Annotated in this window: 12 protein-coding genes; 9 read left to right on the top strand and 3 right to left on the bottom strand. The window is 34.6% G+C overall.

Annotated features, from left to right (window positions below; genetic code table 11):
• Nucleotides 1-10: 10 nt before the first annotated feature.
• Nucleotides 11-2,812, bottom strand: coding sequence for a glycosyl hydrolase (locus tag NLG42_RS18885; protein ID WP_257681904.1), 2,802 nt, complete (start codon nt 2,810-2,812; stop codon nt 11-13).
• Between the two features lie 445 nt (nt 2,813-3,257).
• Here NLG42_RS18885 and NLG42_RS18880 point away from each other — a divergent pair, with 445 nt between their 5' ends.
• The 8 genes from NLG42_RS18880 to NLG42_RS18845 all read left to right on the top strand — a co-directional run bounded on the left by NLG42_RS18880 (nt 3,258) and on the right by NLG42_RS18845 (nt 14,707).
• The gene (locus NLG42_RS18880; RefSeq protein WP_257681903.1) at nt 3,258-6,401 is read left to right on the top strand and encodes a SusC/RagA family TonB-linked outer membrane protein; all 3,144 of its coding nucleotides are present in this window, start codon (nt 3,258-3,260) and stop codon (nt 6,399-6,401) included.
• 6 nt (nt 6,402-6,407) lie between these two features.
• On the top strand, nt 6,408-7,943 hold the full coding sequence (locus NLG42_RS18875; protein ID WP_089059364.1) for a RagB/SusD family nutrient uptake outer membrane protein: 1,536 nt from the start codon (nt 6,408-6,410) through the stop codon (nt 7,941-7,943).
• A gap of 374 nt (nt 7,944-8,317) precedes the next feature.
• Nucleotides 8,318-9,847 carry a sialate O-acetylesterase gene (locus NLG42_RS18870; protein WP_257681902.1) on the top strand — a complete coding sequence of 510 codons (1,530 nt, stop codon included), beginning with the start codon at nt 8,318-8,320 and terminating at the stop codon, nt 9,845-9,847.
• A 248-nt stretch (nt 9,848-10,095) separates the two neighbouring features.
• Nucleotides 10,096-11,166 carry a glycoside hydrolase family protein gene (locus tag NLG42_RS18865; RefSeq protein WP_257681901.1) on the top strand — a complete coding sequence of 357 codons (1,071 nt, stop codon included), beginning with the start codon at nt 10,096-10,098 and terminating at the stop codon, nt 11,164-11,166.
• Nucleotides 11,167-11,202: 36 nt separating this feature from the next.
• Complete coding sequence (gene rhaM, locus NLG42_RS18860; RefSeq protein ID WP_257681900.1) at nt 11,203-11,529, top strand: L-rhamnose mutarotase; 327 nt, start codon at nt 11,203-11,205, stop codon at nt 11,527-11,529.
• Between the two features lie 38 nt (nt 11,530-11,567).
• Nucleotides 11,568-12,860 carry a DUF4861 domain-containing protein gene (locus tag NLG42_RS18855; protein WP_257681899.1) on the top strand — a complete coding sequence of 431 codons (1,293 nt, stop codon included), beginning with the start codon at nt 11,568-11,570 and terminating at the stop codon, nt 12,858-12,860.
• 36 nt (nt 12,861-12,896) lie between these two features.
• Nucleotides 12,897-14,225, top strand: coding sequence for a rhamnogalacturonidase (locus tag NLG42_RS18850; protein WP_257681898.1), 1,329 nt, complete (start codon nt 12,897-12,899; stop codon nt 14,223-14,225).
• 305 nt (nt 14,226-14,530) lie between these two features.
• Nucleotides 14,531-14,707 carry a histone H1 gene (locus tag NLG42_RS18845; protein WP_029272605.1) on the top strand — a complete coding sequence of 59 codons (177 nt, stop codon included), beginning with the start codon at nt 14,531-14,533 and terminating at the stop codon, nt 14,705-14,707.
• 179 nt (nt 14,708-14,886) lie between these two features.
• Here NLG42_RS18845 and NLG42_RS18840 read toward each other — a convergent pair whose 3' ends face one another.
• Together NLG42_RS18840 and NLG42_RS18835 are read right to left on the bottom strand one after the other, a co-directional pair.
• Nucleotides 14,887-16,368 carry a rhamnogalacturonan acetylesterase gene (locus NLG42_RS18840; protein WP_257681897.1) on the bottom strand — a complete coding sequence of 494 codons (1,482 nt, stop codon included), beginning with the start codon at nt 16,366-16,368 and terminating at the stop codon, nt 14,887-14,889.
• A gap of 115 nt (nt 16,369-16,483) precedes the next feature.
• Nucleotides 16,484-19,339, bottom strand: a complete 2,856-nt coding sequence (locus NLG42_RS18835; RefSeq protein ID WP_257681896.1) for a glycoside hydrolase family 2 protein — start codon at nt 19,337-19,339, stop codon at nt 16,484-16,486.
• A 330-nt stretch (nt 19,340-19,669) separates the two neighbouring features.
• On the opposite strand from NLG42_RS18835, the gene NLG42_RS18830 reads away from it, so the two are divergent.
• Nucleotides 19,670-23,077, top strand: coding sequence for a DUF4450 domain-containing protein (locus NLG42_RS18830; RefSeq protein WP_257681895.1), 3,408 nt, complete (start codon nt 19,670-19,672; stop codon nt 23,075-23,077).
• Nucleotides 23,078-23,306: the final 229 nt, after the last annotated feature.

Genomic DNA, 23,306 nt, shown 5'->3' with positions numbered 1-23,306 from the left:
GGTTATATAGTTAGTTTAGTTCTTTTAAAGGTGTCAGTGTTACTGGTCCTAAAAGCCCGGAAGGCATTGGACTCCATTTTGTCGCATCAAATTTTTTATAATCTTTGTCTACCATATTTATTTCATGGAAGATTTTCCATTCCTGTCCTTTTAATTCCATGTCTCTTATTCTGTTTGCAGGCAGATTAGTTACTTCAATTTTCAGAATATTTTTACCAGGTTTTAATTTTTGAATATTCAATTTGTATGGAACAGACCAAGCAGTACCAACAAAATCATTATTTATCCACACCTTGGCGCTTTCTCGAACATCGCCGAGATTAAGACTCCAATGGCTGATTTTATGGTTTGGATTCTCAAACTGCAGCACATAAGCAGCTGAGCCTGAAAAAGCTTCAGCTTCTGTGCTTAATTTTGTCCAAGATTCTAACTTATTTATGGTGGTGCTTTGAGGTAATTTCGGTCCGCCTTTTTCAAAACTTAGTTTCCAAGTTCCTGTCAATGGGAATTGTGTAGAAGCTGTTTCATAGTATTTCCAGTTTTTTTGAGAAACTGTATTTTCAGTCTTTAAAAAATAGGATTGTCCTGGTTCTATTTTTATTTTAACGTAAGTCATTCCGTTCTTTTTCTCAATCAGAGCATTGCCGTATGCTTTTGTTAAAGGATCGAAAATAATGACTTCTTTATTTTCAATTTGCAACGGAATATAGTCATCTATCGTTTTTGTAGTATGATTTACTAAGTAATAAATTTTTTCGCCGTCAATATCTCTTCTAATGAATTTCAGACCTGTGTTCACAAGACTTTCAGGTTGAATTTTGAAATCTTCTAAAGTTTTTAAAACATCAGATACAGGCTCAATTATACTTTTATTTGAAGCTAAAAGATTTTGAAGATTTTGTTCTTGTTTTTTATAATCATTGAAACCTGGAACTGATTCCGGCAGACCTTCAAAGATGATTACCGCACCTGCTTTTTTTAGTTCAATTAGTTTTTGCATTGTTGCAAATGGCATTTTTTTGCAAGCGGGAATAATCAGTGATTTATAACGTACTCCAGACACAATTATATTTCCGTTTGCAACTGCTGCATCAGAGATAAAATTATCAGAGATAAAATCAACACTATATCCTTTTTTCATCAGACTTTTTGTAGTGTCATAGAAGGAAGTTCCGTACAGCCACTCTGATAAAGAATGTATTTTGAATTGAAAGAATAAATTTCCGTTTTGAAACTTATCCCACGTGTCAAATATTGGCCAATAGAGAAGAATTTCATTGTCAGATTTTCCTTGTTGAAGCATCGATTGACAGTTTGAAATATAGGAGAACAAGGCGGGAGCATCTTCCCAAATTGTATTATTGGGATTAAAATTAACCGATGCGTAAAATTCCCATCCCGGCCATGCAGCGCGTGTTGGAGAATAAGTCGAGCCATGAAGAAAAATATGATTGACACCATTAAGCATCAAATCTTCGGCTTCGGGCTTACATTGTGACAGTGCCGTTTTAAAATGTTCTCGCAGCCACGTGAAAGTTTCAGAAGAGACTAAATTTTTACTTGAAATATGCGCTGCCGATGAGGCAAATTTTAACATTACAGGATCAGCATCACCTTCGCGAATGTCTTCTTTCTCGCGTCGAAAACCCGGAATATCAAATGGCATAGAACCAAAAGTTTCGCATTCGGGAATATCCGCAGAAGCGTAAAGATCTATTAAATTCCCAGGTGAACCATGTGCTTGTAATTTAGTTTTAATTTTTTTTGAATGAGCCCAATTTGTCCATGACTTATCGAATTTATTCAGTAATAAATCAGCTATAGTCTGACGATAATCGCTTCTAATTCGATTTCCAATTTCATTATCAGTTTCATTCAGTAAAATCGAGAGTTGTTTTTTTAAATCGTAGCCTCTTAATTTTTGAAACTCTTCAAAGAAATTGGGTGTAAAGTCAGTTCCATAAACCTCAAAACTATCATTAAAAACGGCTCTTATTTTTCCTTCTCTTCCTTTAAACGCATTGTTAAACGGAACTACATATGCATTTAAAGCTTCTGCTGAATAATGATCTAAAGTGTAGCCTTTTCCTCCAGGAGCAGCTCTTTTTACCTGTTGTCCTGTTTTACCGCTAAATACGGCATAAATAGTATAATCTGTTTGTTTGGCTTTCCAATTTAATCGGTTTGGTTCCAGTTTATTCGGAAGCTTAATTGCAGATCCCTCAATTCCTTTATCTTGTGAAGTTGTTTTATTTTTTTTGAGATTGTCCGTTAAATTTATATAGGAACCATCGCTTCCGTAAGCTACAACATATAAAAGTTCAGCGGGTGTTTTTTCTTTACTGCTGTCAAGAGTTATATTTCGATCGAATGTTTCGTTTTTTTTAAGCGGATATTTTTCAACAATAAGTTTAGTTGCGGCATAAGGCAATGTAACATGTGATCCTCCATAAGGCCATCCAGTACCTAAAACCATATCGACCTGCATTTTTAGACTGTCAGCAGTTTGAATAGTATAATCCAGCATTTCCATCCATTTTGGAGAAAGGTAGTCTATGTAATTGCTTTCTTCTCCTTTTACTCCGTAGATAGGAGTGATTTCAACTCCGCCAATTCCTGCTTTATAAAAATCGATTAAAGTCTTTTTTAAATTTGGCTTATCAACAGCGCTGCCCATCCACCACCAGCGTGTCCAAGGCTGATTTATGTTTGTAGATTTTGGCCACGGTGAAGTATTGCTGTCCTGTGCAGAAAGGTTGTAATTACAAATAAAAAATAAGGTAATAAAGCAGAATGTTTGAAGTTGTTTCATTATTGATCTAAAAGATTTAGCTGTTACTAAAATTTATTAATTTTTTGTAAAAACAGAATTGATAAAAACACATTTAAAATTCTTTGTACGAAAGTAAAAGTATAAGCAACCTATCAAAATGCTATCCTGTTGCGTCCTGTTTTTGCTGAATATTGTAAAAATTAAATTATCAGTAAATAAGTTATAAAGTTTTTTAATTGATATTAATTTATGGGAATAAATAGGAATAGTGAAAAAATAATTTACTAAAATTTAGTATAATGTATTTGTGTATTTTGTATATAGCTATCGGTTGTAAATCAAGTAGTTGAGTTATTTTTTGTTAAAGTAAACTTAATATTATTTTGTAATATATTGAAAGTTAACAGGATACTACAGGATGCCGTGAAAGTCGCTTCTAAATAAATTTGGTTTGAACTAATTACCTAACCAAATTTAACTTTTTATGAAAAACAAGCTTAATCTTTTGCTGATTATAGCCTTATGTGTACTAGTGTATTCATCAGGTTATGCGCAAGGAAAAACGGTTACAGGAACCGTTACCGACCCAGCCAAATTATCGATACCCGGGGTAAATGTAATTGTCAAGGGAACGAATAGGTCTACAAGTACTGATTTTGATGGAAAATACAGTATTAATGCTGCTCCAGGGGAGACTTTAGTATTTTCATTTGTCGGATTTGTCAAGCAGGAAATAAAAATTGGCGCCGCACAAAGTTATAATGTTTCGCTGGATGCAGAAAGCTCAAACCTAAATGAAGTCGTAGTTATTGGTTACGGCACACAAAAGAAAAAATTAACTACAGGAGCGATTTCAGGAATAAAAACGGAAAATTTTACCGAACGTCCAATTTCGAGAATCGATCAAGGTTTGATTGGTCAGGTTGCGGGAGTTCGTGTGAAACAAACTACGGGATTGCCAGGACAGCCTTTTAGTATTGAAATTAGAGGATCAGGTTCGATTACAGCAGGAAATGAGCCTTTGTACGTAGTTGATGGATTTCCAATTTATACGGAAGGGAGTAACAGCAACGGATCATTCTCAAACGGAAGTCCGCTGGACAACATGAATCCAAATGATGTGGCTTCTATCGAAGTATTAAAAGATGCCGCAGCTGCTGCAATTTATGGTTCGAGAGCTTCAAACGGAGTTGTAATTATCACCACTAAAAAAGGTAAAAAAGGTAAAACAAAATTTACTTTTAATATGTATGGCGGGGTTAATAAAGAAGCAAACCGAGTTGATATGTTATCATCTCAAGGATGGATTGACAGAGCAAAAACAATGATCGATGCACAATGGGTTGGTTCAGGAATAGCGGGAGCATCGGCAAGTCAGTCAAATGCAGAACGTATTGCAGCTTACAATTTAAAAAACCCAACCGCACCGCTTACAACAGCAAATACAAGATATTATACTTATCTATACGATGACAGATGGGATATTCCAGGACATCCAGGATTAGATTATATCGATTGGCAGGATAAAGTTTTCCGTACAGGAGAATTCAATAACTATCAATTATCTGCTTCTGGAGCTACAGATGCTGTAAATTATTATGTGTCTGCCAATTATCAAAAAAATACGGGATACATTGTGGGTACAGATTATTCATTATTCTCAGCAAGAGCAAATGTTGACGTGAAATTGTCAGAAAGCTTTAAAATGGGAATTAATTTAGCGCCTTCTTATTCTATTAAGAATGATCCAGGTGTTGAAGGTAAAGATAATACGTTGTTTAAAGCACTTACTGCAACGCCAGTTTTTGAAAGCGCTTCTAATGCTGCGGGAGAAAAGTATACAACAAGATATGCGTGGGGAAGCAGTACGACAAATATGTTGAACGCTCTAGCAAGAACTGGTAGAAACTCTATGTATAGAAATTTAATCTCTGGATATGCAAGCTATCAATTTGCTAATAGTTTTACTCTAAAAAGTACTATTAACTTTGATAATTCTGATAATACTACTGAAAGCTATACACCAAATGATGTAATTGCAAGTATCAGAGGAGCATATAATACGTACAGAAGACAAAATATTGTTAATGAGAATACGTTAACGTATGACAAAACTTTCGGAAGCCATAGTTTTAATGTGCTTTTAGGACAGTCTTTCAACTCATACGAAATAACAAAATCAACACTTTCTTCAGGAGCACTTTATAATAGTTCAAGTATTGAAACGCTTCCGGCAGGATCAATTGGATCTACAAATGCAGAGAAAAGTACATTATTATCTTACTTCGCACGTTTACAATACAACTTTAAAGAACGTTATATCTTATCTGGAAGTATTAGACGTGACGGTTCATCTAAATTTGGTTCTGACAGAAAATGGGGAGATTTTTACTCCGTATCATTAGGATGGAGAATTAAGCAAGAATCATTTTTAAAAGAAGTGAATTGGCTTAGCGATTTGAAACTTAGAGCAAGTGCTGGTACAAACGGAAGTAATAATATTGGCAGCTACGGATCTTACGCTACACTTGGAACATTCAATTATTCAATAGGAGGAGCAGTGGCAATTGGTCAAGGGGCAGCTTCAATTCCAAATCCTACTTTACATTGGGAAGAATCAAAAAGTATAGATCTTGGAGTAGATTTTGGATTTATCAAAAACAGACTTTCTGGAACATTTGAAGTATACAGAAAAAATAACAGCGAATTACTTTTAAGAGTTCCCGTTCCTGGAGATTCAGGTTTTCCTACTTACCTTACAAACATTGGAGAAGTTCAAAATCAAGGATGGGAATTTGAGTTGAATTCATTAAACGTTAAAACACCAAGTTTTGAATGGAGAACATCGGCAAATATAAGTCATAACGAAAATAAAGTATTAGCATTAGGACCAGATCAATCAAAAATTGAAATCAGTAACTCATTTGACGGAGGTGTGCCATTTATTAAACTAGAAGTTGGAAAACCAATGTATACCATTTTTGGATTAAAACAAAATGGAGTGCTTACACAAGCAGATATCGATAACGGAGGTACTACAATTGGAGGAAATAAATTAGTATTAGGAGATCCTAGATATGTGGATCAAAACGGAGACAAAAAAATCAATTCAGAAGATCGTGTTGATTTAGGAAACCCAACACCAAAATATACTTGGGGAATCACAAATAGTTTTAAATACAAAGATTTAGATTTAAATGTTTTGGTTCAAGGTCAAAATGGAGGTACAGTTTATGGTTTAACAGGTCGTGCAATTGATCGTACTGGAATGGGATCTGTAGAAAATTCATTAAATGTTGACCCAGCAGTTAGAGGAAATTGGAGAACTTCTTTTGGATATCAAGCAAATTCTGACTGGTTGTACAAATCAGATTATGTAAGTATCAGAAGTATTTCTATTGGATATAATCTGAGACAAGCCTTAAAAGGAATTACAAGAATTGATAATGCAAGATTATATGTAACAGGAGAAAACTGGTTCTACTGGAACAAATATAAAGTAGGTTTTAATCCAGAAGCAGTAAATACTTCAGCAAGTTCAAACAGTGATTTCTCTGTACCGGTAGATTACGGTGGAGCGCCTTTGGCAAAATCATTAGTTATCGGACTAAACATTAATTTTAATTAAACGAAAATGAAAAAATATATCTTCATAGCAGCAGGTGCGTTAATGTTGTTCGCACAATCATCTTGTACAGATGAGCTGACTCAGCTGCCATTATCGCAAGGCACGATCGAAAATTTTTATGCAACACCAGGTGATTTTGTACAGGCAAGAAATGCAACTTATTCCGTTGCTTTTCACGGAGCAACCGTATATGGTTATGCAAACCGATTAATGAATTTAAGCGAAACCAGATCTGATAACTTGATGGCAACTACAACGGCATCAAGAGATTGGGAAGGAATCAATAGTTTTTACACTTCCATCAGTTCAAATACTTATGTAAAAGAAGCATATCTTACCAATTACAATGCGATCTATAAAGCAAATCAGTTATTAGAAAAAATTGCAGAAAAAGGGGATGTGATTTTTACAAATCCAGCCGATAAAACCGCAATGGCTGCTGAAGCACGTTTTCTTAGAGCATTCTGTTATTTTGATTTGTTAAGATGGTTTGGACGTGTGCCATTAATTGACAAAACAATGACTGCCGGCGAAGCTTCAAAAATAAAAAGAACCGCTGTTGCAGATGTTTACAAACTAATTATCTCAGATTTAGAATTGGCAATTCCAGATTTGCTTCCTTCTTATGATAATGCAAATTACGGACGTGTTACAAAATATGGCGCAAAAGCACTTTTAGGACTTGTTTATATGACTCGTTCAAGCCCAACTTACGGAATTGATGGTGCAATGTTAGGTTTAAATGAATGGGACAAAGCCTATCAGCAATTAAACGATATTAAGTTGAGCGGTTTATATGCTTTTGGTACAGATTACGAACCAATTTTTAAAACCGAAGGAAATGCTAATAAAGAAAACGTATTGACTATTTCTTACACACAAAATATTTCAACTCCTGTTGGTGGAAATTTCATGGTAGAGTTAGGTTATGAACCTTATTTTGCATCTGTAAATTTATCAGCACAAGGAGCTTTAGAAGCAAGACCAATTTCAACTGGTTTTATGAAATTGTTTACAGCCGCTGATAAAAGACAACTTTATGGTATTGCTACAAGTTATACTGTAGCTTCTGGAACTTACAAAGGAAGTTACACTCTGCCAGTTTTCAAAAAATACATTGATCCTGCAAGATACGGGAACGGACGTGAAGATTGGGGAGTTGATTTTATGATCACTCGTTATACTGATGTTTTGATGCTTATGGCAGAATGTACGCTTCACGGCGGCGGCGGTACTCAAGCAGATGTTGATGCAATTGTTAATAGAGTAAGAACCAGAGCTGGTGTGCCTGCAAATGCTGTAAACATTACTTTAGATCAATTATTTGAAGAAAGAAGAAAAGAGTTTTTTGCTGAAGGAACAAGATGGTTTGATTTAATTAGATCAGGAAAAGCAGTGGCAACTATGAACGCTTGGAGAATTGCTGAAGATACTGAGAATAAAATCAGAACAATCGATAACAATTCATTACTGTATCCAATTCCGTTGCAAGAACTTCTAGCAGTTCCTGGACTTTATGATCAAAATTTAGGTTATGATTAGTAATTAATAAGCTGGACGAAATTTATCTAACACATAGAAACATTCCCGATAGCTATCGGGATTGAAGATTTTAAAAAAGGCGTTTCATTTATTTTAAATACACATAAATAGCTATGTGAAGGAAATGTGTTTCTTTTTGTCTTCTTTATTAAGGATAAAATCTATGTTTCTATGTGTTTAATTTCTTTAACAATTTACACCCAACAGGAATATATTAGTAATTAGTATTTTTTTATATATTTTTTGTTTTTAAAAAGCTGTCTTTTTCAGACAGCTTTTTTAGGTTTTATGTGTAAAAAACAGGAAAGCACAGGATGCAAAAAAAGAACAGCTAATTTAAATTTAAAGTGTTACTTAGATAAAAAAAACTAACAATGAGAAATCCAAATAAAATTCTTTTACTTTTATTGGTTTTGAGTGCAAAACTCTCACTTTCAGCTCAGGTAAAACTTCCAGCTTTGGTAAGCGATAATATGGTTTTACAGCAAAATGCAAAAGTTAATTTATGGGGTTGGGCTGCTCCAAATGAAAAAATAAACATTCATTTAGGATGGTCAAATCTTCCAGTAAATGTTACTGCCGATGCTGAAGGAAATTGGAAAACAACAGTCGAAACTCCGCAAGGAGGACAAGCTGCATACGATATTACAATCGAAGCCTCTAATAAAATTACGCTGAAAAACATTCTTATTGGTGAAGTTTGGCTTTGTTCCGGTCAGTCAAATATGTTTTTCCCTGTTGGAAGAGAAGAAGGAACTTGGAAAACGGGTGTTAAAAACTATGAAGAAGAAGTAAAAAATGCTGTTTTTCCAAACATCAGACTTTTTACAGTTGCCCTCAATGCATCGGCAAAACCACTTGAAGATGTTACAGGAAGCTGGAGAATCTGTTCGCCTGAAAGTATCAAAACATTTTCGGCAGCAGCCTATTTCTTTGGAAGAGATTTGTATCAAAAACTAAACGTGCCAATCGGTTTAATATCTACTTCTTGGGGCGGCACCAAAGCCGAAGCTTGGACCGCGCAGAATGTATTAGAAGAAGATGTTGCTTTTTTACCCATTTTGCAAGAAGATGCAAAAAACGAAAAAGTGTATCAAGAAAAACTGGAAGCATATTATTTAGCACTTACAAACGAACGAATTGCAAGCGCAGCAAATGCTCCAAAATCACAATTAAAAAAGCCTAAAAAAGAACCCAATAAAACTTCGTATGTTTTGTATAACGCTATGCTTCATCCTTTAGTAAACTACACGATAAAAGGAGCAATTTGGTATCAAGGCGAAAGCAATTCAGGAAAAGCCTATTTGTATCGAAGTTTATTTCCAACCATGGTAAAAAGCTGGAGAGAAGAATGGAAACAAGGAGAATTTCCATTTTATTATGTGCAGATCACACCCCATAAAGGACAAAATGCAGAAATTAGAGAAGCTCAATTAATGTCCTTAAAAACAATACCTAACAGCGGAATGGTTGTTACGACTGATGTTGGAGATGCACAAAATATTCATCCAATAGACAAACAGACCGTTGGTTATAGATTAGCGCTCATAGCAAGAGCTAAAACGTATGGAGAAAATAAGCTGGTGTATTCAGGACCTATTTTTAATCATATGAAAATCAAGAAACAAAAAGTACAGCTGTTTTTTGATTATACCGATTCTGGATTAAAGCAAACTGGTGATACCTTGAAAGAATTTGAAATCGCAGGAAATGACCAAGTTTTTTATCCAGCCGAAGCAAAAATTGAAGGAAAAACAATAATAGTTACTTCGCCAAAAGTAAAAGAACCTGCAGCAGTTCGATTTGCTTGGAAAGCCGTTCCAGAGTCTAATTTATTCAACAATGAAAACTTACCCGTTTCTCCTTTTAGAACAGATGAATGGGTAATAGCTGAAAAGAAGTAAAAACGTTTTTTTCGAACACATAGAAACATAGCTTATTGAATTTAAGATAGGCGTTTCACTTGCATAAACACACATAGCTATGTGTAAAAACTAGTTTTTTAAAGGCTCTTCTGAAGAAATAAAAAATCTATGTTTCTATGTGTTTAAGAGTAAAGCCAGAGATCAAATGATTAATTAGTTTGTAAAAAAAACTGCTCAATCTGCGTGAGAATATTTAAGACATAAATATAAATCGGAATAAAAGTCAAATGAATCGAAGACAATTTATAATTGGAAATTCTCTCGCCGCCATTGCGTTGTGTCTTCCGTTTTCGGCAGAAGCCAGTGCTTTTTTCGATGACCCGAAACTTTCAGATTTCGAGAAAAGACTTCGACCAGTCGGGCGTGCCTTAGAATTTGAAGATTATTACGTTTGGTGTAATAGTCCAATTGAAGGTCCGGATGGTAAGATTCATGTGTTCTTTTCTCGTTGGAAAAAATCAAAAAGCATGAGCGGCTGGATAAACGGTTCTGAAATTGCGCATGCAGTTGCCGATAAACCAGAAGAACCTTATGAATATGTCAGCACTATTTTAGCACCAAGAGGTGAGGGTTTTTGGGATGCTACAACCTGTCATAATCCAAGTATTCATTTTGTAGATGGAAAATATGCGCTTTTTTTCATGGGAAATTCGAACGGAAAAATGGATACAAAGCGAATTGGTTTAGCGACTTCAGATTCACTTTACGGCCCTTGGGAACGATCAGATGAACCGTTATTACAACCTGGAGAACAAGGTGCTTGGGATGATTTATTAACTACAAATCCTTCCTTCTTAAAACATCCAAATGGCGAATATTGGCTTTATTATAAATCATTAGATACAGAGAATTATGTGCATCCAAAATTCCCTATAAAAGGAAACAGAAAATACGGATTAGCAATTTCTAAATCGTTGACAGGTCCTTATATAAAATACAAAAACAATCCATTAATTGATTTTTCAAAATTAGGAGACAATAAGCAATGTGAAGACGCTTTTGTATGGTATGAAAATAAAAGGTTCAAAATGCTGGCGAGAGATATGGGGGTTTTTGGAATGGATTACGGACTTTATATGGACTCCAAAGATGGGATTCATTGGAGTGATCCGCAAATTTCATATCAGCCATTAAGCAAATATGTAAAAGAACCAGAAGCTCCGAAACATTTAAATCGATACGGACGTGCAGAACGCCCGCAATTATTATTTCAAAACGGAAAAGCAACTTATTTATTTACGGCGTCGCAAGGCGGAAAATATGAAACTTCATCAGCGTTTATTTTTATAATCGTTTAGATGAAATTTTAAATCAAACAGTTTAACAGAGAAAAAATGGAAAATCAAATTGTTAGAAATGCCTTTACAATGAAATTGAAAAAAGGTTTTGAAACCGAATATAAAATAAGACATGATGCTATTTGGACGGAGTTAACAACCTTATTGTCTGAAAATGGCATTCAGGATTATTCTATTTTTTTAGATGAAGAAAGCGGAGTACTTTTTGGCGTTCAAAAATTAAGTTTAGATTTTGATCGCTCACAGCTTTCAAGCCATCCTCTTATGAAAAAATGGTGGAATTATATGGCTGATATTATGGAAACAAATCCAGATAATTCACCAAAAACAAACGCACTAAAAGAGGTTTTTCATTTAGATTAAATGAGTAAATTGTTTTAAATTAAAAAGTTATAATAAGAATGAAAAATACAATAAAACTTTACGCACCAATTGCATTATCGATCTTGGTTTTTGTAAACTGCAATGCACAGAAAAAAACAGCTGAAAATACAATTGTTTTAAAAAATACTTCCAACTTAGAACTGACTCAAAAAGCCATTTCCATCAAAAGAAACCAACTTTCTGTAAATAAAGAATCTGGAACGTATCCTATTTTAATTTATAAAAATGATACAATTCCGGCGCAGGTAAATGATTTAGATGGTGACGGAAAATGGGACGAATTGTTTTTGGTAACTGATTTTGCAGTAAACCAAGAAAAGAAAGCTGTTTTAAGCTGGTCAAATAAAGATCCAAAGTTCACGATTAGAACAAGTGCCAGATTTGGAAAAAGAGAAGGTAAAAATCTGCCCGTTCATCCAGATACACAAGAAGTTTTATTAGCTAATCAAGTACATAAAAAACTCGGTTATCAAAAATACCAAACTGATGGTCCAACTTGGGAAAATGATAAAGTAGGTTTTAGACATTATTTAGATGGAAGAAACTGCAAAGATGTTTTCGGAAAAAAAACGCCGGGAATTACACCAGAAGATGTTGGAATAAACAGTAAAGGTGCAGTTGAAGACAATTACCACGTAATGCACGATTGGGGAAGAGATATTTTTCCTGTTGGAAGCTCAGCAGGATTAGGTGGTTTTGCTCTCTTGACCAATGACAATAAAATAAACAGACTTGGAATTTTAGCCAATGATACTATAAATAATATCGAAAAAACAACTTTTAAAATTGTAAGTGAAGGCCCTGTAAATTCAGTTTTAAACTATAAATACCAAAATTGGGAAGCGTCGGGAAATAAGTATCAAGCAGAAGAAACAGCTTCAATCTGGCCTGGAATGTACGGTTATAAAAATACAGTTTCGGTAAATGGTTTAAAAGGAAACGACACATTATTGATTACACTTTCTAATTTAAACAATCAAAACCCATTGCAAGTAATTGAAGCAGGAGATTTTGTTTGTTTTATTCAGCATGATAAACTAACCTACGAACGTCAATGGATTTTAGGAACCGCTGTAATAATTCCGAAAAACCTATACAAAGGATATATAGAAGCACCGAAAACCGGACAGTTAACAGATTCATATCTAATAAAAGTTTCTGTAAAAAATAATCAAGAAGTAAGTTATTACCCAATCGCCGGCTGGGAACTCAGCGCCGAGAAAAACTTTAAAGATTCAGCATATTTTACCAATTACGTGACAACTTTGGCAAAGCAGTTATCGGCTAAAGTTAAAGTTGAGGTAAAATAACAGTCATACATAACTACAAAACTAACAACTAACCAAATGAAAACTATTTTAAGAATCCTTTTTTGCGTTATTGGCTTTTCTCAAGTCACATTCTCGCAGAATTATACTAATGACACATTCCCAGATGGAAGTCCAATTTTAAATTGGTTTAAAGATTATTCTAAAATTCAATTAAAGAGTTTAGGCAAACAATACCTTATTACAGATTTTAATGTTGGGAAAGACAGTACTAAAATTCAGACCGCTGCAATACAAAAAGTTATAGATAAAGCTGCCGCAAATGGAGGAGGAGTAATTGTTATTCCAAAAGGAGTTTATTTAAGCGGTGCTTTATTTTTTAAACCAAAAACAGCATTATACGTTTCAGAAGGAGGAGTTTTAAAAGGCTCAGATAATATTGCTGATTATCCAATAATGCCATCACGAATGGAAGGGCAGAACCTAGATTATTTCCCTGCTTTGGTAAATGCTTACGGTGTTGACAATTTCTCGATTTCAGGAAAAGGAACCATTAACGGAAATGGTAAAAAATATTGGGAAGCCTTTTGGGAAAGACGAAAAATTAATCCAAAGTGCACCAATCTAGAAGTTTCGAGACCAAGACTTGTTTTTGTATGGAACTCAAATAATGTACAACTTCAGGATGTAAAATTGATTAACTCAGGTTTTTGGACGAATCATTTTTATAAATGCAATAATGTAAAACTGCTGGATTTGTATATTTTTTCACCTCATATCGAAATTAAAGCACCAAGCACAGACGCCATCGATATTGACATTTGCAGTAATGTGTTAATACGAGGCTGTTATATGTCAGTAAACGATGATGCAATTGCTTTAAAAGGCGGAAAAGGTCCTTATGCAGATCAAGATAAAAACAACGGTCCAAATTCTAATATAATTATTGAAAACACCAATTTCGGATTTTGTCATTCCGCATTAACAAACGGAAGTGAATCTATTCATAACAGAAATGTCATTATGAGAAATTGTAAAATAGACGGAGCTTCACGAATGTTATGGCTAAAAATGAGACCAGATACACCGCAGCGATATGAATACATAAGAGTGGAAGATATAAAAGGAGAAGCCAAAACTGGATTGGCGATTTTTGCTTGGAAACAATTTTTTGATTTAAAAGGCCGTCCAGACGTTCCATTGTCTTACGGAGACAATGTAACCTTGAAAAATATTGATTTGAAATGCGAAACCTTTTATGGTGTAGAAAACGATCCAAACGTACGTTTATCCAATTTTACATTCGAGAATTTGAATATTCAAGCGGCCAAAACAAGTATTGATAAAAGCCTAATAAAAGGTGTGAGTTTTAAGAATGTCTATGTAAATAAGCAGTTAATAGAGTAATTTTTACGCATATCCTCAATAAACAATCACCAGTTTTTAACTAAAACAGAACTAATTTTAGCTTTTTTTAAAGTTTGTATGTTTTTTTAAACTAGCATCTCGAAGCACTTGTAAGAGCATTGTCTTTTTTATTTGTTAGTAAATACCTGATTAATAGTTTGTTGTAATGAGCAAGTTTTGACAGAAATAAAATGTGATTTTAACGCTAATTTAAAGCACAAAAAACAATGATAATTTTAACAGCAAATTTATTGTAACTATCAATCAAACCTCTATTTTTGCGCCTTAATTTAATAAGTACAAGCATGAAAGATCTATTAGTAAAAATCAACGCCGAAATTGACGCATTCAAAGCAGAAGCTGAATCTTTAACTGAAAAAGGTATCAAAGCTGCAGGACCAAGAGCACGTAAAGCTACTTTAGAAATCGAAAAACTTTTGAAAGAGTTCAGAAAAGTTTCTATCGAAGAATCAAAAAAATAATACAACTAAAACCTCGTCAACCTGACGAGGTTTTTTTTTGTTTCAAGTTTCAAGTTTCAAGTTTCAGGTTTCAGGTTGGCTTCGACTCCGCTCAGCTTGACAAATGAAAAAAAGCTGTCAGCCTGAGCGAAGTCGAAGGCGTGCTCACAACTCACAACTCACAACTCACAACTCACAACTCACAACTCTTTCCCCATAACCTTCTTAATACATTCTGCTGCGGTCAATGCATTTAAATCAGCACCTTCTGCACCCGTATGTGTGTGGTCTTTTGGGAAAAAGCTCTTTACTTTTTCTTTTCCTAGAGCCTCATATTTTTTAGCAACCGCTTCACTTAAGTCTATATAAAGAACATTTTCTTTCTCCGCAATTTCTTTCGACCATTTTATATACGTATCCACTCTGCGTTCTACTTTATCATTCGGCCATTCATTTCTTGGCGTTAAGCTTAAAACAATTGGAATTGCGCCTTTTTCTTTAGCTTCTCGAATAAACTTTGTCATATACCAGCCAAAAGTATGTACAAGCTCTTTTGATCCATCAGGACGAATTACTTCCTGGGTTTCATCGCCGATTCCTTTTAACGAACCTCTGAATTTTTCCTTATCAACCGCACCGGCATCATTATGACCAAACTGAATTAAAACAAAATTACCCGGTTGTAACTGATTTTTTACTTCATCCCAAAGACCTTCAGAAACAAAAGTTCTACTGCTTCTGCCGCCTTTTGCTTTATTGATAACAGCAATACGAGTAGTATCACAATATTTTGGAAAAGCAACGCCCCAGCCAACAGCATCTGGATTTCCATTATCAGCCATAGTAGAATCGCCTATTAAAAAGACTTTGTTTTTTACAGGCAGAACAATTTTTGGGTTTTCAAGAACATAATTTTTTAAGGAGTTTTTACTGTGTTTTACTTCATCGATGATTGTCGAAGCAGATAAAACAGCCCCTTTTGCAGAGGTGTGTGTATGATCTCTTTTATAAAAATAAGTTCCCGTTACTTTTTGTTCCCCTAATTTTTCCATTTCAAGAGCCATTTTTTCATTCAAATTAATGAATGTAACTTTTTCTTTTTCCGCAATTTGTTTTGCCCATAAACCATATGAATTATCGTTTCGAGGTACTTTCCCATCTTTCCAGTCATTTCTAGGAATTGGTGAACAAACAATCGGAATAGCGCCTTTTGATTTAGCCTCACGAATTACTTTCTGAATATACCAGCCATAACTGTGTACCGTTTCGTGCTTCTTAGTCAGGATATTATCAATTTCCTGAGTTTCATTTCCAATACCTTTGATCGTTCCTCGAGCACGCAGACTGTCATTTAAAGGGCCGTCATCATTATGTCCAAATTGAATTAATACATAATCACCTTTCTTAAGTTTGTTTAAAACCATATTCCATAAACCTTTATCTTGAAAAGTACGACTGCTTGTTCCGCCTAGAGCATGATTCTCGATCTTAATTTTAGTAGTATCCAAAAATTGCCCAATAAAATCTCCCCAGCCCCAAAGTCCGCCTGCGCCATTGCCTTTTCCGTTTTTTACAGTAGAATCTCCCACCGTAAAAAGAGTAGGTTTATGGTCTTGTTTCGGTGTAAAATTGATGAATAATACAGCCAAAGAGAAAATGAAAAATATCTTAAGTGATTTCATGTTTTTTCAATTATAAGTTATGAGTTGTAAGTAGTAAATTAGCCTTCGACTTTGTTCAGGATGACAGCTGTTTTCATTTGTCAGGATGAGCGAAGTCGAAGCCTTTAGGGAAAATCTAAAATCTAAAATCAAACCACAAATCCATCCTTATCCCATCGTCGCCTTTTTTAATTCGGATGTTTGTCGGCTGGCTTTGCGGGCCTTGTTGTTCCAAAGGTTTAAAATCTCTCATTGCCGGAATTTCATACATAAACGAAATATCACCTTCGGGAAAATCGGGCTGCGGGTAACTTCCTGAAAAACTATTTTTAGGCAGATCTGGTGTAAATAATCTCAAAAACAAATTATCAGATTCGCTCAAAACTTTAAACGATGAGGTTCCTGCTTTTAAATTGGCGCCCAATAAATTAGCATGATATCCTTTGAATTCTGGATAAATCAGGTTTTCAAAGCTTTCTCCGGTAATCGTATTGTTGTATTCTTTCTCCCAAAAACCGTATGTTGTGCCTTTGATTCTGTTTTTCCAAACTCTGTACGGACCTTTTCCAAACCATTTAATTCCAGTAACTTCTTTTTCAGGAAAACTAAATGTAATACCAAAAGCACTGATTTTATCTTCAAAAAAAGCACCGTCAAAACCTTCTCCACCAGAAGCATTTTTTAAAGCCAGTAATTCCATTTTTAATCTTCCATCAGCTTCCATAATCCATTTTATAGAAGATAATCCACCTGAATAATTTACAATACAGACTGCTTTTTCACCTTCTTGCGAAATCTGAATATCTTTTAATTTCGCTTTCATTCCAATTGGGCGCGGACCATTTGTAAGCGGAATCACAGCAGTTTTATTGCTGATTTTTTGAAGTTCTCCCGTTGCTGCATTTATAATTACCGTAACATCGTTTCCTTTTAAAATAATTTCAGAATTGCTTTTAGTAACTGAAGCTTTTGCTTTTGTATTTTGAACCGCTAAAAATTTTGTAGCATAAAATGCAGCTTTGTGAATTGTCCATGTCCAAGTATAAATTTCTTTTTCAAATTGGTCAAAAGCCGTGATTGATAAAATATCACCTTCATAGAAATTTTGCGGTACATTAAATTTTATCTTTCGTGTTTCTCCTGGTTCAATACTCGGAATTTCAATTTTTCCAGAACTTATTTCTTGAGCTGTTTTATTCGTATATAGAACATCATTTTCTGACTTTAGAACTTTAAATTCCATTTTGCAGGAATTCAAATTGCTGAATAGATAATCATTCGTTATTAAAAAAGTACCGTCAAAAGTATCCGTAATTTGTTTGGACTGAAATTGAATCGGCGCCCAAATTTCTTTAACCGAAAAATAACTTCCTTCCTTTTCACGATGAGGTCCTAGAATTCCATCAGCTGCCAAAGAACCTTTTGAATCAAACTTTTGTTCGCCTTTCCAGTCCGAACGTTTTACCGCTTCATCAAGCATTGCCCACATAAAACCTCCAGCAAAAAGCGGACTTTCTTTGTATCGATTCCAAAAATCTTCTAATGCAGCTCCGTGACCGTTATCGTAAGTTCCGTGCATAAATTCAGTTGGAAAAAATACATTTTCACCCGAATTAAAGCGATGCATTCCTGTTAGATAAGTTGGGTAATGGTGTGTGTCCCAACCATTAAAATCGGCCCACGGATGAATGACAATTCTTTTTTGCGGATCATTTTCGGCAAATACTTTATCAACATCGTAATTCCAGCCGCCCTCATTTCCGTTATCCCAAATTATAACTGATGGATGGTTTACATCGCGCGTCACCATTTCTTTAACCAATTTAGTTCCCGTTTCAGTATCATACGAATTTTGCCATCCTGCCAATTCATTTAAAACAAAAAGACCAAGCGAATCACAGACTTGTAGAAAATGATCGCCAGGCGGATAATGACCGCGAACGGCATTCATATTCATATCTTTAATTAGTTTAACGTCTAGTTCACTGATACGTTTACTTGTACTGCGTCCGCCTTCCGGCCAAAAAGAATGACGATTAATACCTTTCATGATAATTTTGGTGCCGTTTACATAAATGCCGTCTTTCTTTTTAAATTCTAAAGTTCTAAAGCCAATCTTTTTCTCGTATTCATGAAGTACAGTCCCGTTCTGTTTTACAGCCAGTTTTAGATTGTATAAATTAGGGGCTTCAGGATTCCATGGTTTAATATTTTCCCATTTTGTCATGATAGTTTCTTTTGTGGTTTTCGCTTTAAGCGGAAAAGTAAAAGCAGAGAAATTTTCTCCATTTTTACCAGAAAGTGAAACTTCTAAAAGCGTGTTTTTTGGAATATCTTGCAGGTTTAAATCAACAGTAATCGAACCGTCCATTTTCGGATTTACAGCAATATTCTGAATATGGGTTTTGGGAGAAACTTCAAGCCAGACTGGACGATAAATGCCGCCAAAAAGCCACCAGTCCGCTCTTCGTTCAGCATTGTTCACAGATTTATTAGCAGAATGTTTCCAAACATGAACCTCCAACAAATTTTTAGAACCAAACTTTAATAAAGAAGAAATATCATATTTAAACTCATAAAAACCTCCCTGATGTATTGCACCCGCAATTTTTCCGTTAATTTTTACTTCAGTATCCGTCATTGCACCGCCAAAAGCGATTAGAACATTTTTATTCTTATAATCTAACGGTATTTCAAATTCATATTTATAAAAACCTTCTTCCTTACTAGGCTCTTTTTGGTTCAATTCCTTGTACCAGCGTCCATATGTATACTCGCCAAAACCTTCCAGTTCCCATTGAGAAGGCACATTTATTTTAGACCAGACTTTACTGTTGTTTCCATCAGTACAATAAAAATCCCATTGCACAGGATGCTCAAAATCTTTGCCCGAAAGGTAAATTAAATCTGTTTTTTGTGCTTCAGAATTTTGACTAATAAAGAGGTGAAGCGAGATAAAAAATAGAATTTTGATAGTAGGATTTGAAAACATAGTATTTTGTCGAACTTTAAAATTAAGTATAGTGTAATCCGTTTAAAATGTCATTTTACAAATTCTATTTCTTTTCACTTAATCAATAAATAGAAATTGTAATTTCAAATCTACTTGTTCCTTTTTTATATTGTATCCTGTACTATGATGTTAAAAAATATTAGATAATTCTAAAAATTAATATATTTTTTAAATTTATAAAATCAGGTAGGTGCAGGATAGTATCCCGCTAAAAAACAAAGAAATTGCATCTCAATTATTGAATTAATAAAATAAACGAGTATAAATTTTATTATTCAAATTTTAATAATTATCAATTATTTGAATTTTATGGGAATTAAAAAACGAACTATTTGCACTTTAGCGGGCTTATTTCTGACTTCAACTATGATTGTTTTTGGTCAGGAAAAAACACCCATTCGTAAACTACATTACGCACCCGAAGGAAATAGTTTTGTTTTAAAAAACGGAACCCGAAAATTTAATCGTGCACTTTATGGTTCCAACACCGGATTTAGAGTTGAAACTGGAGATTTGCCTGAATTTGCAATGTATATGCCTGGAATGGGCGGTAATTTCAAATTAGGATTAACAAACGGAAAAGAAAGCAAATGGATTACCGAAGCAGCGAAAATTGATACACGTTATGTTTTAGGAACAATGCAATACACAATCGAAGATCCAATCTTGGAAGGAGGGAAATTGTTTATTGACGTTGTCGCACTAAAAGAAAGTGAAGGTTTTATTGTAAAGTTATACAGCGAAAAATGGTCTAAAAAGACTAGTTTAATTTGGGCTTATGGCGGTGCAACTGGAAAAAAGTTCAGTCGTGACGGTGATATTGGCGCAGATCCTGAATCGGTTTTTTATTTACAGCCCAATTACTGCCTCAATAATAAATATACGCTGAAAAAGGAATCTTTCCTTTTGGATTATGGTTCTGAAAGCAACAAACAGAAAACAGGAAATAATAAAAATGTTACTGGATTTTTTCCAAATTCTGATGTTCGTTTAGCAGATGCTAATGTTCAGAATACCCCTTTAGAGCTTTTTAATTCTAAGTCTGAAGTATTGCCATTAATAAGCGGGAAGGTAAGTTCTATTTCAGAAAAAGGAAGCTATTGGCTTTTTGTTCCCGAAGTTTCAAAAGTAAATTATACACAGAAAACCATTGCCGAACTTTATGAAAAATCGGTTACAACAACACATCTTTTAGCCAATCGAATTAAAGTAAAAACGCCTGATGATTATATTAATACACTAGGTTCAGCACTTGCTATTGCTTCTGACGGAATTTGGGAAAGTCCAGCTTATCTTCATGGTGCAATTGCCTGGAGAATGTATTTAAATGCTTGGCGCGGAGCTTATACAGCAGATCCTTTAGGATGGCACGATAGAGCAAAAACGCATTTTACAAGTTACAGTAATTCGCAGGTAACGTCGCCGGAAAGTGGTCCGGTTGTGTTTGATGAAGAAAAAAATCTAGCGCGTCAGAAAGAAGAAATAGGAACCTCAATGTTCAGCAGCGGTTACATCAGCCGAAGTCCGAATAAAAATAACGTCGCGCATCATTATGATATGAATCTGGTTTTTTTCGATCAGATGTTTCGTCATTTTAAATGGACAGGAGATTTGACTTTCTTAAAAGAAATGTGGCCGACAATTGAACGCCATTTAAAATGGGAAAAACGAAATTTTGATCCAGATAATGACGGACTTTATGATGCTTATGCTTCAATTTGGGCAAGCGATGCTTTGCAATACAGCGGCGGCGGCGTAATTCATTCTTCGGCTTATAATTATTATGCGAATAAAATGGCAGCAGAACTGGCTAAAAAATTAAATATAGATGCCGTTCCTTTTGAAAAAGAAACTGATAAAATTTTAAAAGCAGTAAACAATCAGCTTTGGATTCCGAAAAAAGGAATTTTTGCCGAATATAAAGATGCTTTAGGGAATAGAATATTGCACGATTCACCCGGAGTTTGGAGCATTTACCATACAATTGATTCAGAATTATCAAACCCTTTTGAGAGTTACCAAATGCTGGATTATATCAATAATCAAATTCCGCATATTCCAATTGCAGCAAACGGATTGGATAAAAAAGATTTGTATGTTATAAGCACTACAAACTGGCAGCCTTATACTTGGTCAACTAATAATGTTGCTTTAGCAGAACAATTGCATACTTCGCTGGCATTCTGGCAAGGCGGACAATCTGAACAAGCATACACAATGTGGGAAAGTGCTTTGATTGAGAGTATGTATTTAGGCGCTTCTCCAGGCGGTTTTGAACAACTTATGTATCAAGATGCTATGCGAGGCGAATTATACCGCGATTTTGCTGATCCAATTGGAATGGCTTCTCGAACGTTAGTCGAAGGACTTTTCGGGATTCAGCCGGATGCTGTAAATGAAGTTTTAACCATAAAACCTGGTTTTCCTGAAAAGTGGGAAAACGCATCTTTAGAAATTCCTGATATTTCGATTGATTTTAGTCGAAAAGATAAGAAAGACAACTATCATATCGAAAACCATTTTGCGACAAAAATGAGCTTGAAATTACTATTAAATGCTCCTTTTGACGGAATTGAAAGTATTAGTGTGAATGGAAAGAATGTCTCTTGGAAAGGTATTCCAGAGAGCATCGGAACTCCAAAAATCAGCATTGAAGTTCCTTATAATAAAGTTTATGATGTAGTGATCAATTGGAAAGGCGGAACTTTTAGAAAAATGTATACTAAGCCTTCATACAATTCTGGGGATGCTTTAAATATTATCATTGCAAAAGGAGAAATGGTTTCAATTTACGATCCTCAAGGTGTTTTAAGTCAAATTGATAAAAAAGAAAGAACACTTCAATCAATTGTAAAAGGCGAAGGAAATAAAACATTCTTTATTCAGATGAAACAGGGTGAATTATCATGGTGGTATCCTGTTGAGTTAAATATAAAACCTAAAGAATCAAATCAGAAAGACTTTAACTGGGATATTCCGCTGGACAAATCACAGCGAACAGAAACGATATCATTATCCTCTTTTTTTAATGCAAAAGTCACTGATATATTCAATTATGAATATTTGTCGCCAAGACCTAAAACGGTGACTTTACAATTGCCAAAACAAGGAATTGGAAATTGGTGTTATCCAAACGTTTCAGTTCAAATTGATGATAAAGGTTTACGTGAAAAAGCAAAGCAGACAGGAAAAATTACAACTCCAAACGGAGTTCCTTTTCAAACACCTTCTGATGAAAATCAGAAAAATATAATCTTTACTTCGATGTGGGATAATTTCCCAGAAAGTATCAATATTCCGTTAAGCGGAAAAGCTTCGCACGCTTATTTTATGCTTGCAGGAACTACAAATCCAATGCAAAGTAGAATCGTAAACGGAGAAATTAAAATAGAGTATACTGACGGAACTTCGGAAGTTTTGCCATTAAAAAACCCTGAAAACTGGTGGCCAATCGAGCAAGATTATTTTATTGACGGACTTGCCTTTACAACCGATGCTCCGAGACCGCCAAGAGTTTATTTTAAAACAGGAGAAATTTCTAGAGATTTTAAAGATTTTAAAACTATAAAAGGATTTAGCAGCTACGGAGTTGACGGTGGTGCAGGAACGATTTTAGAATTGCCTTTGGACAAAAATAAAACTTTAAAAAAACTAACTCTGAAAACTATTGCAAACGATGTTGTGATTGGTTTGATGAGTGTGACATTAATTAGATAATTAGTCAATTACATAATTAGATAATTGTAAAAATGGGCTTCGACTACGCTCAACCTGACAAACGGTTGGCTGTTAAGTTGGGCGAATTTGAAGCAAGCTTAAAACCCTAAACTTCAAAAAAACTATCAAAAAAAAATAGCCATATGAAAGTTACAAAACACAATTGATTAAACTCCTTTTGTTATTTCGAGGAACGAGAAATCACACTCGAAATTCCTCAATCAAAATC

Origin of the sequence: Flavobacterium plurextorum, assembly GCF_024638035.1 — a bacterium.
Lineage (GTDB): Bacteria > Bacteroidota > Bacteroidia > Flavobacteriales > Flavobacteriaceae > Flavobacterium > Flavobacterium plurextorum.
The sequence above is the reverse complement of the archived record's forward strand: the minus strand, read 5'-3'. Positions and strand labels throughout refer to the sequence as shown.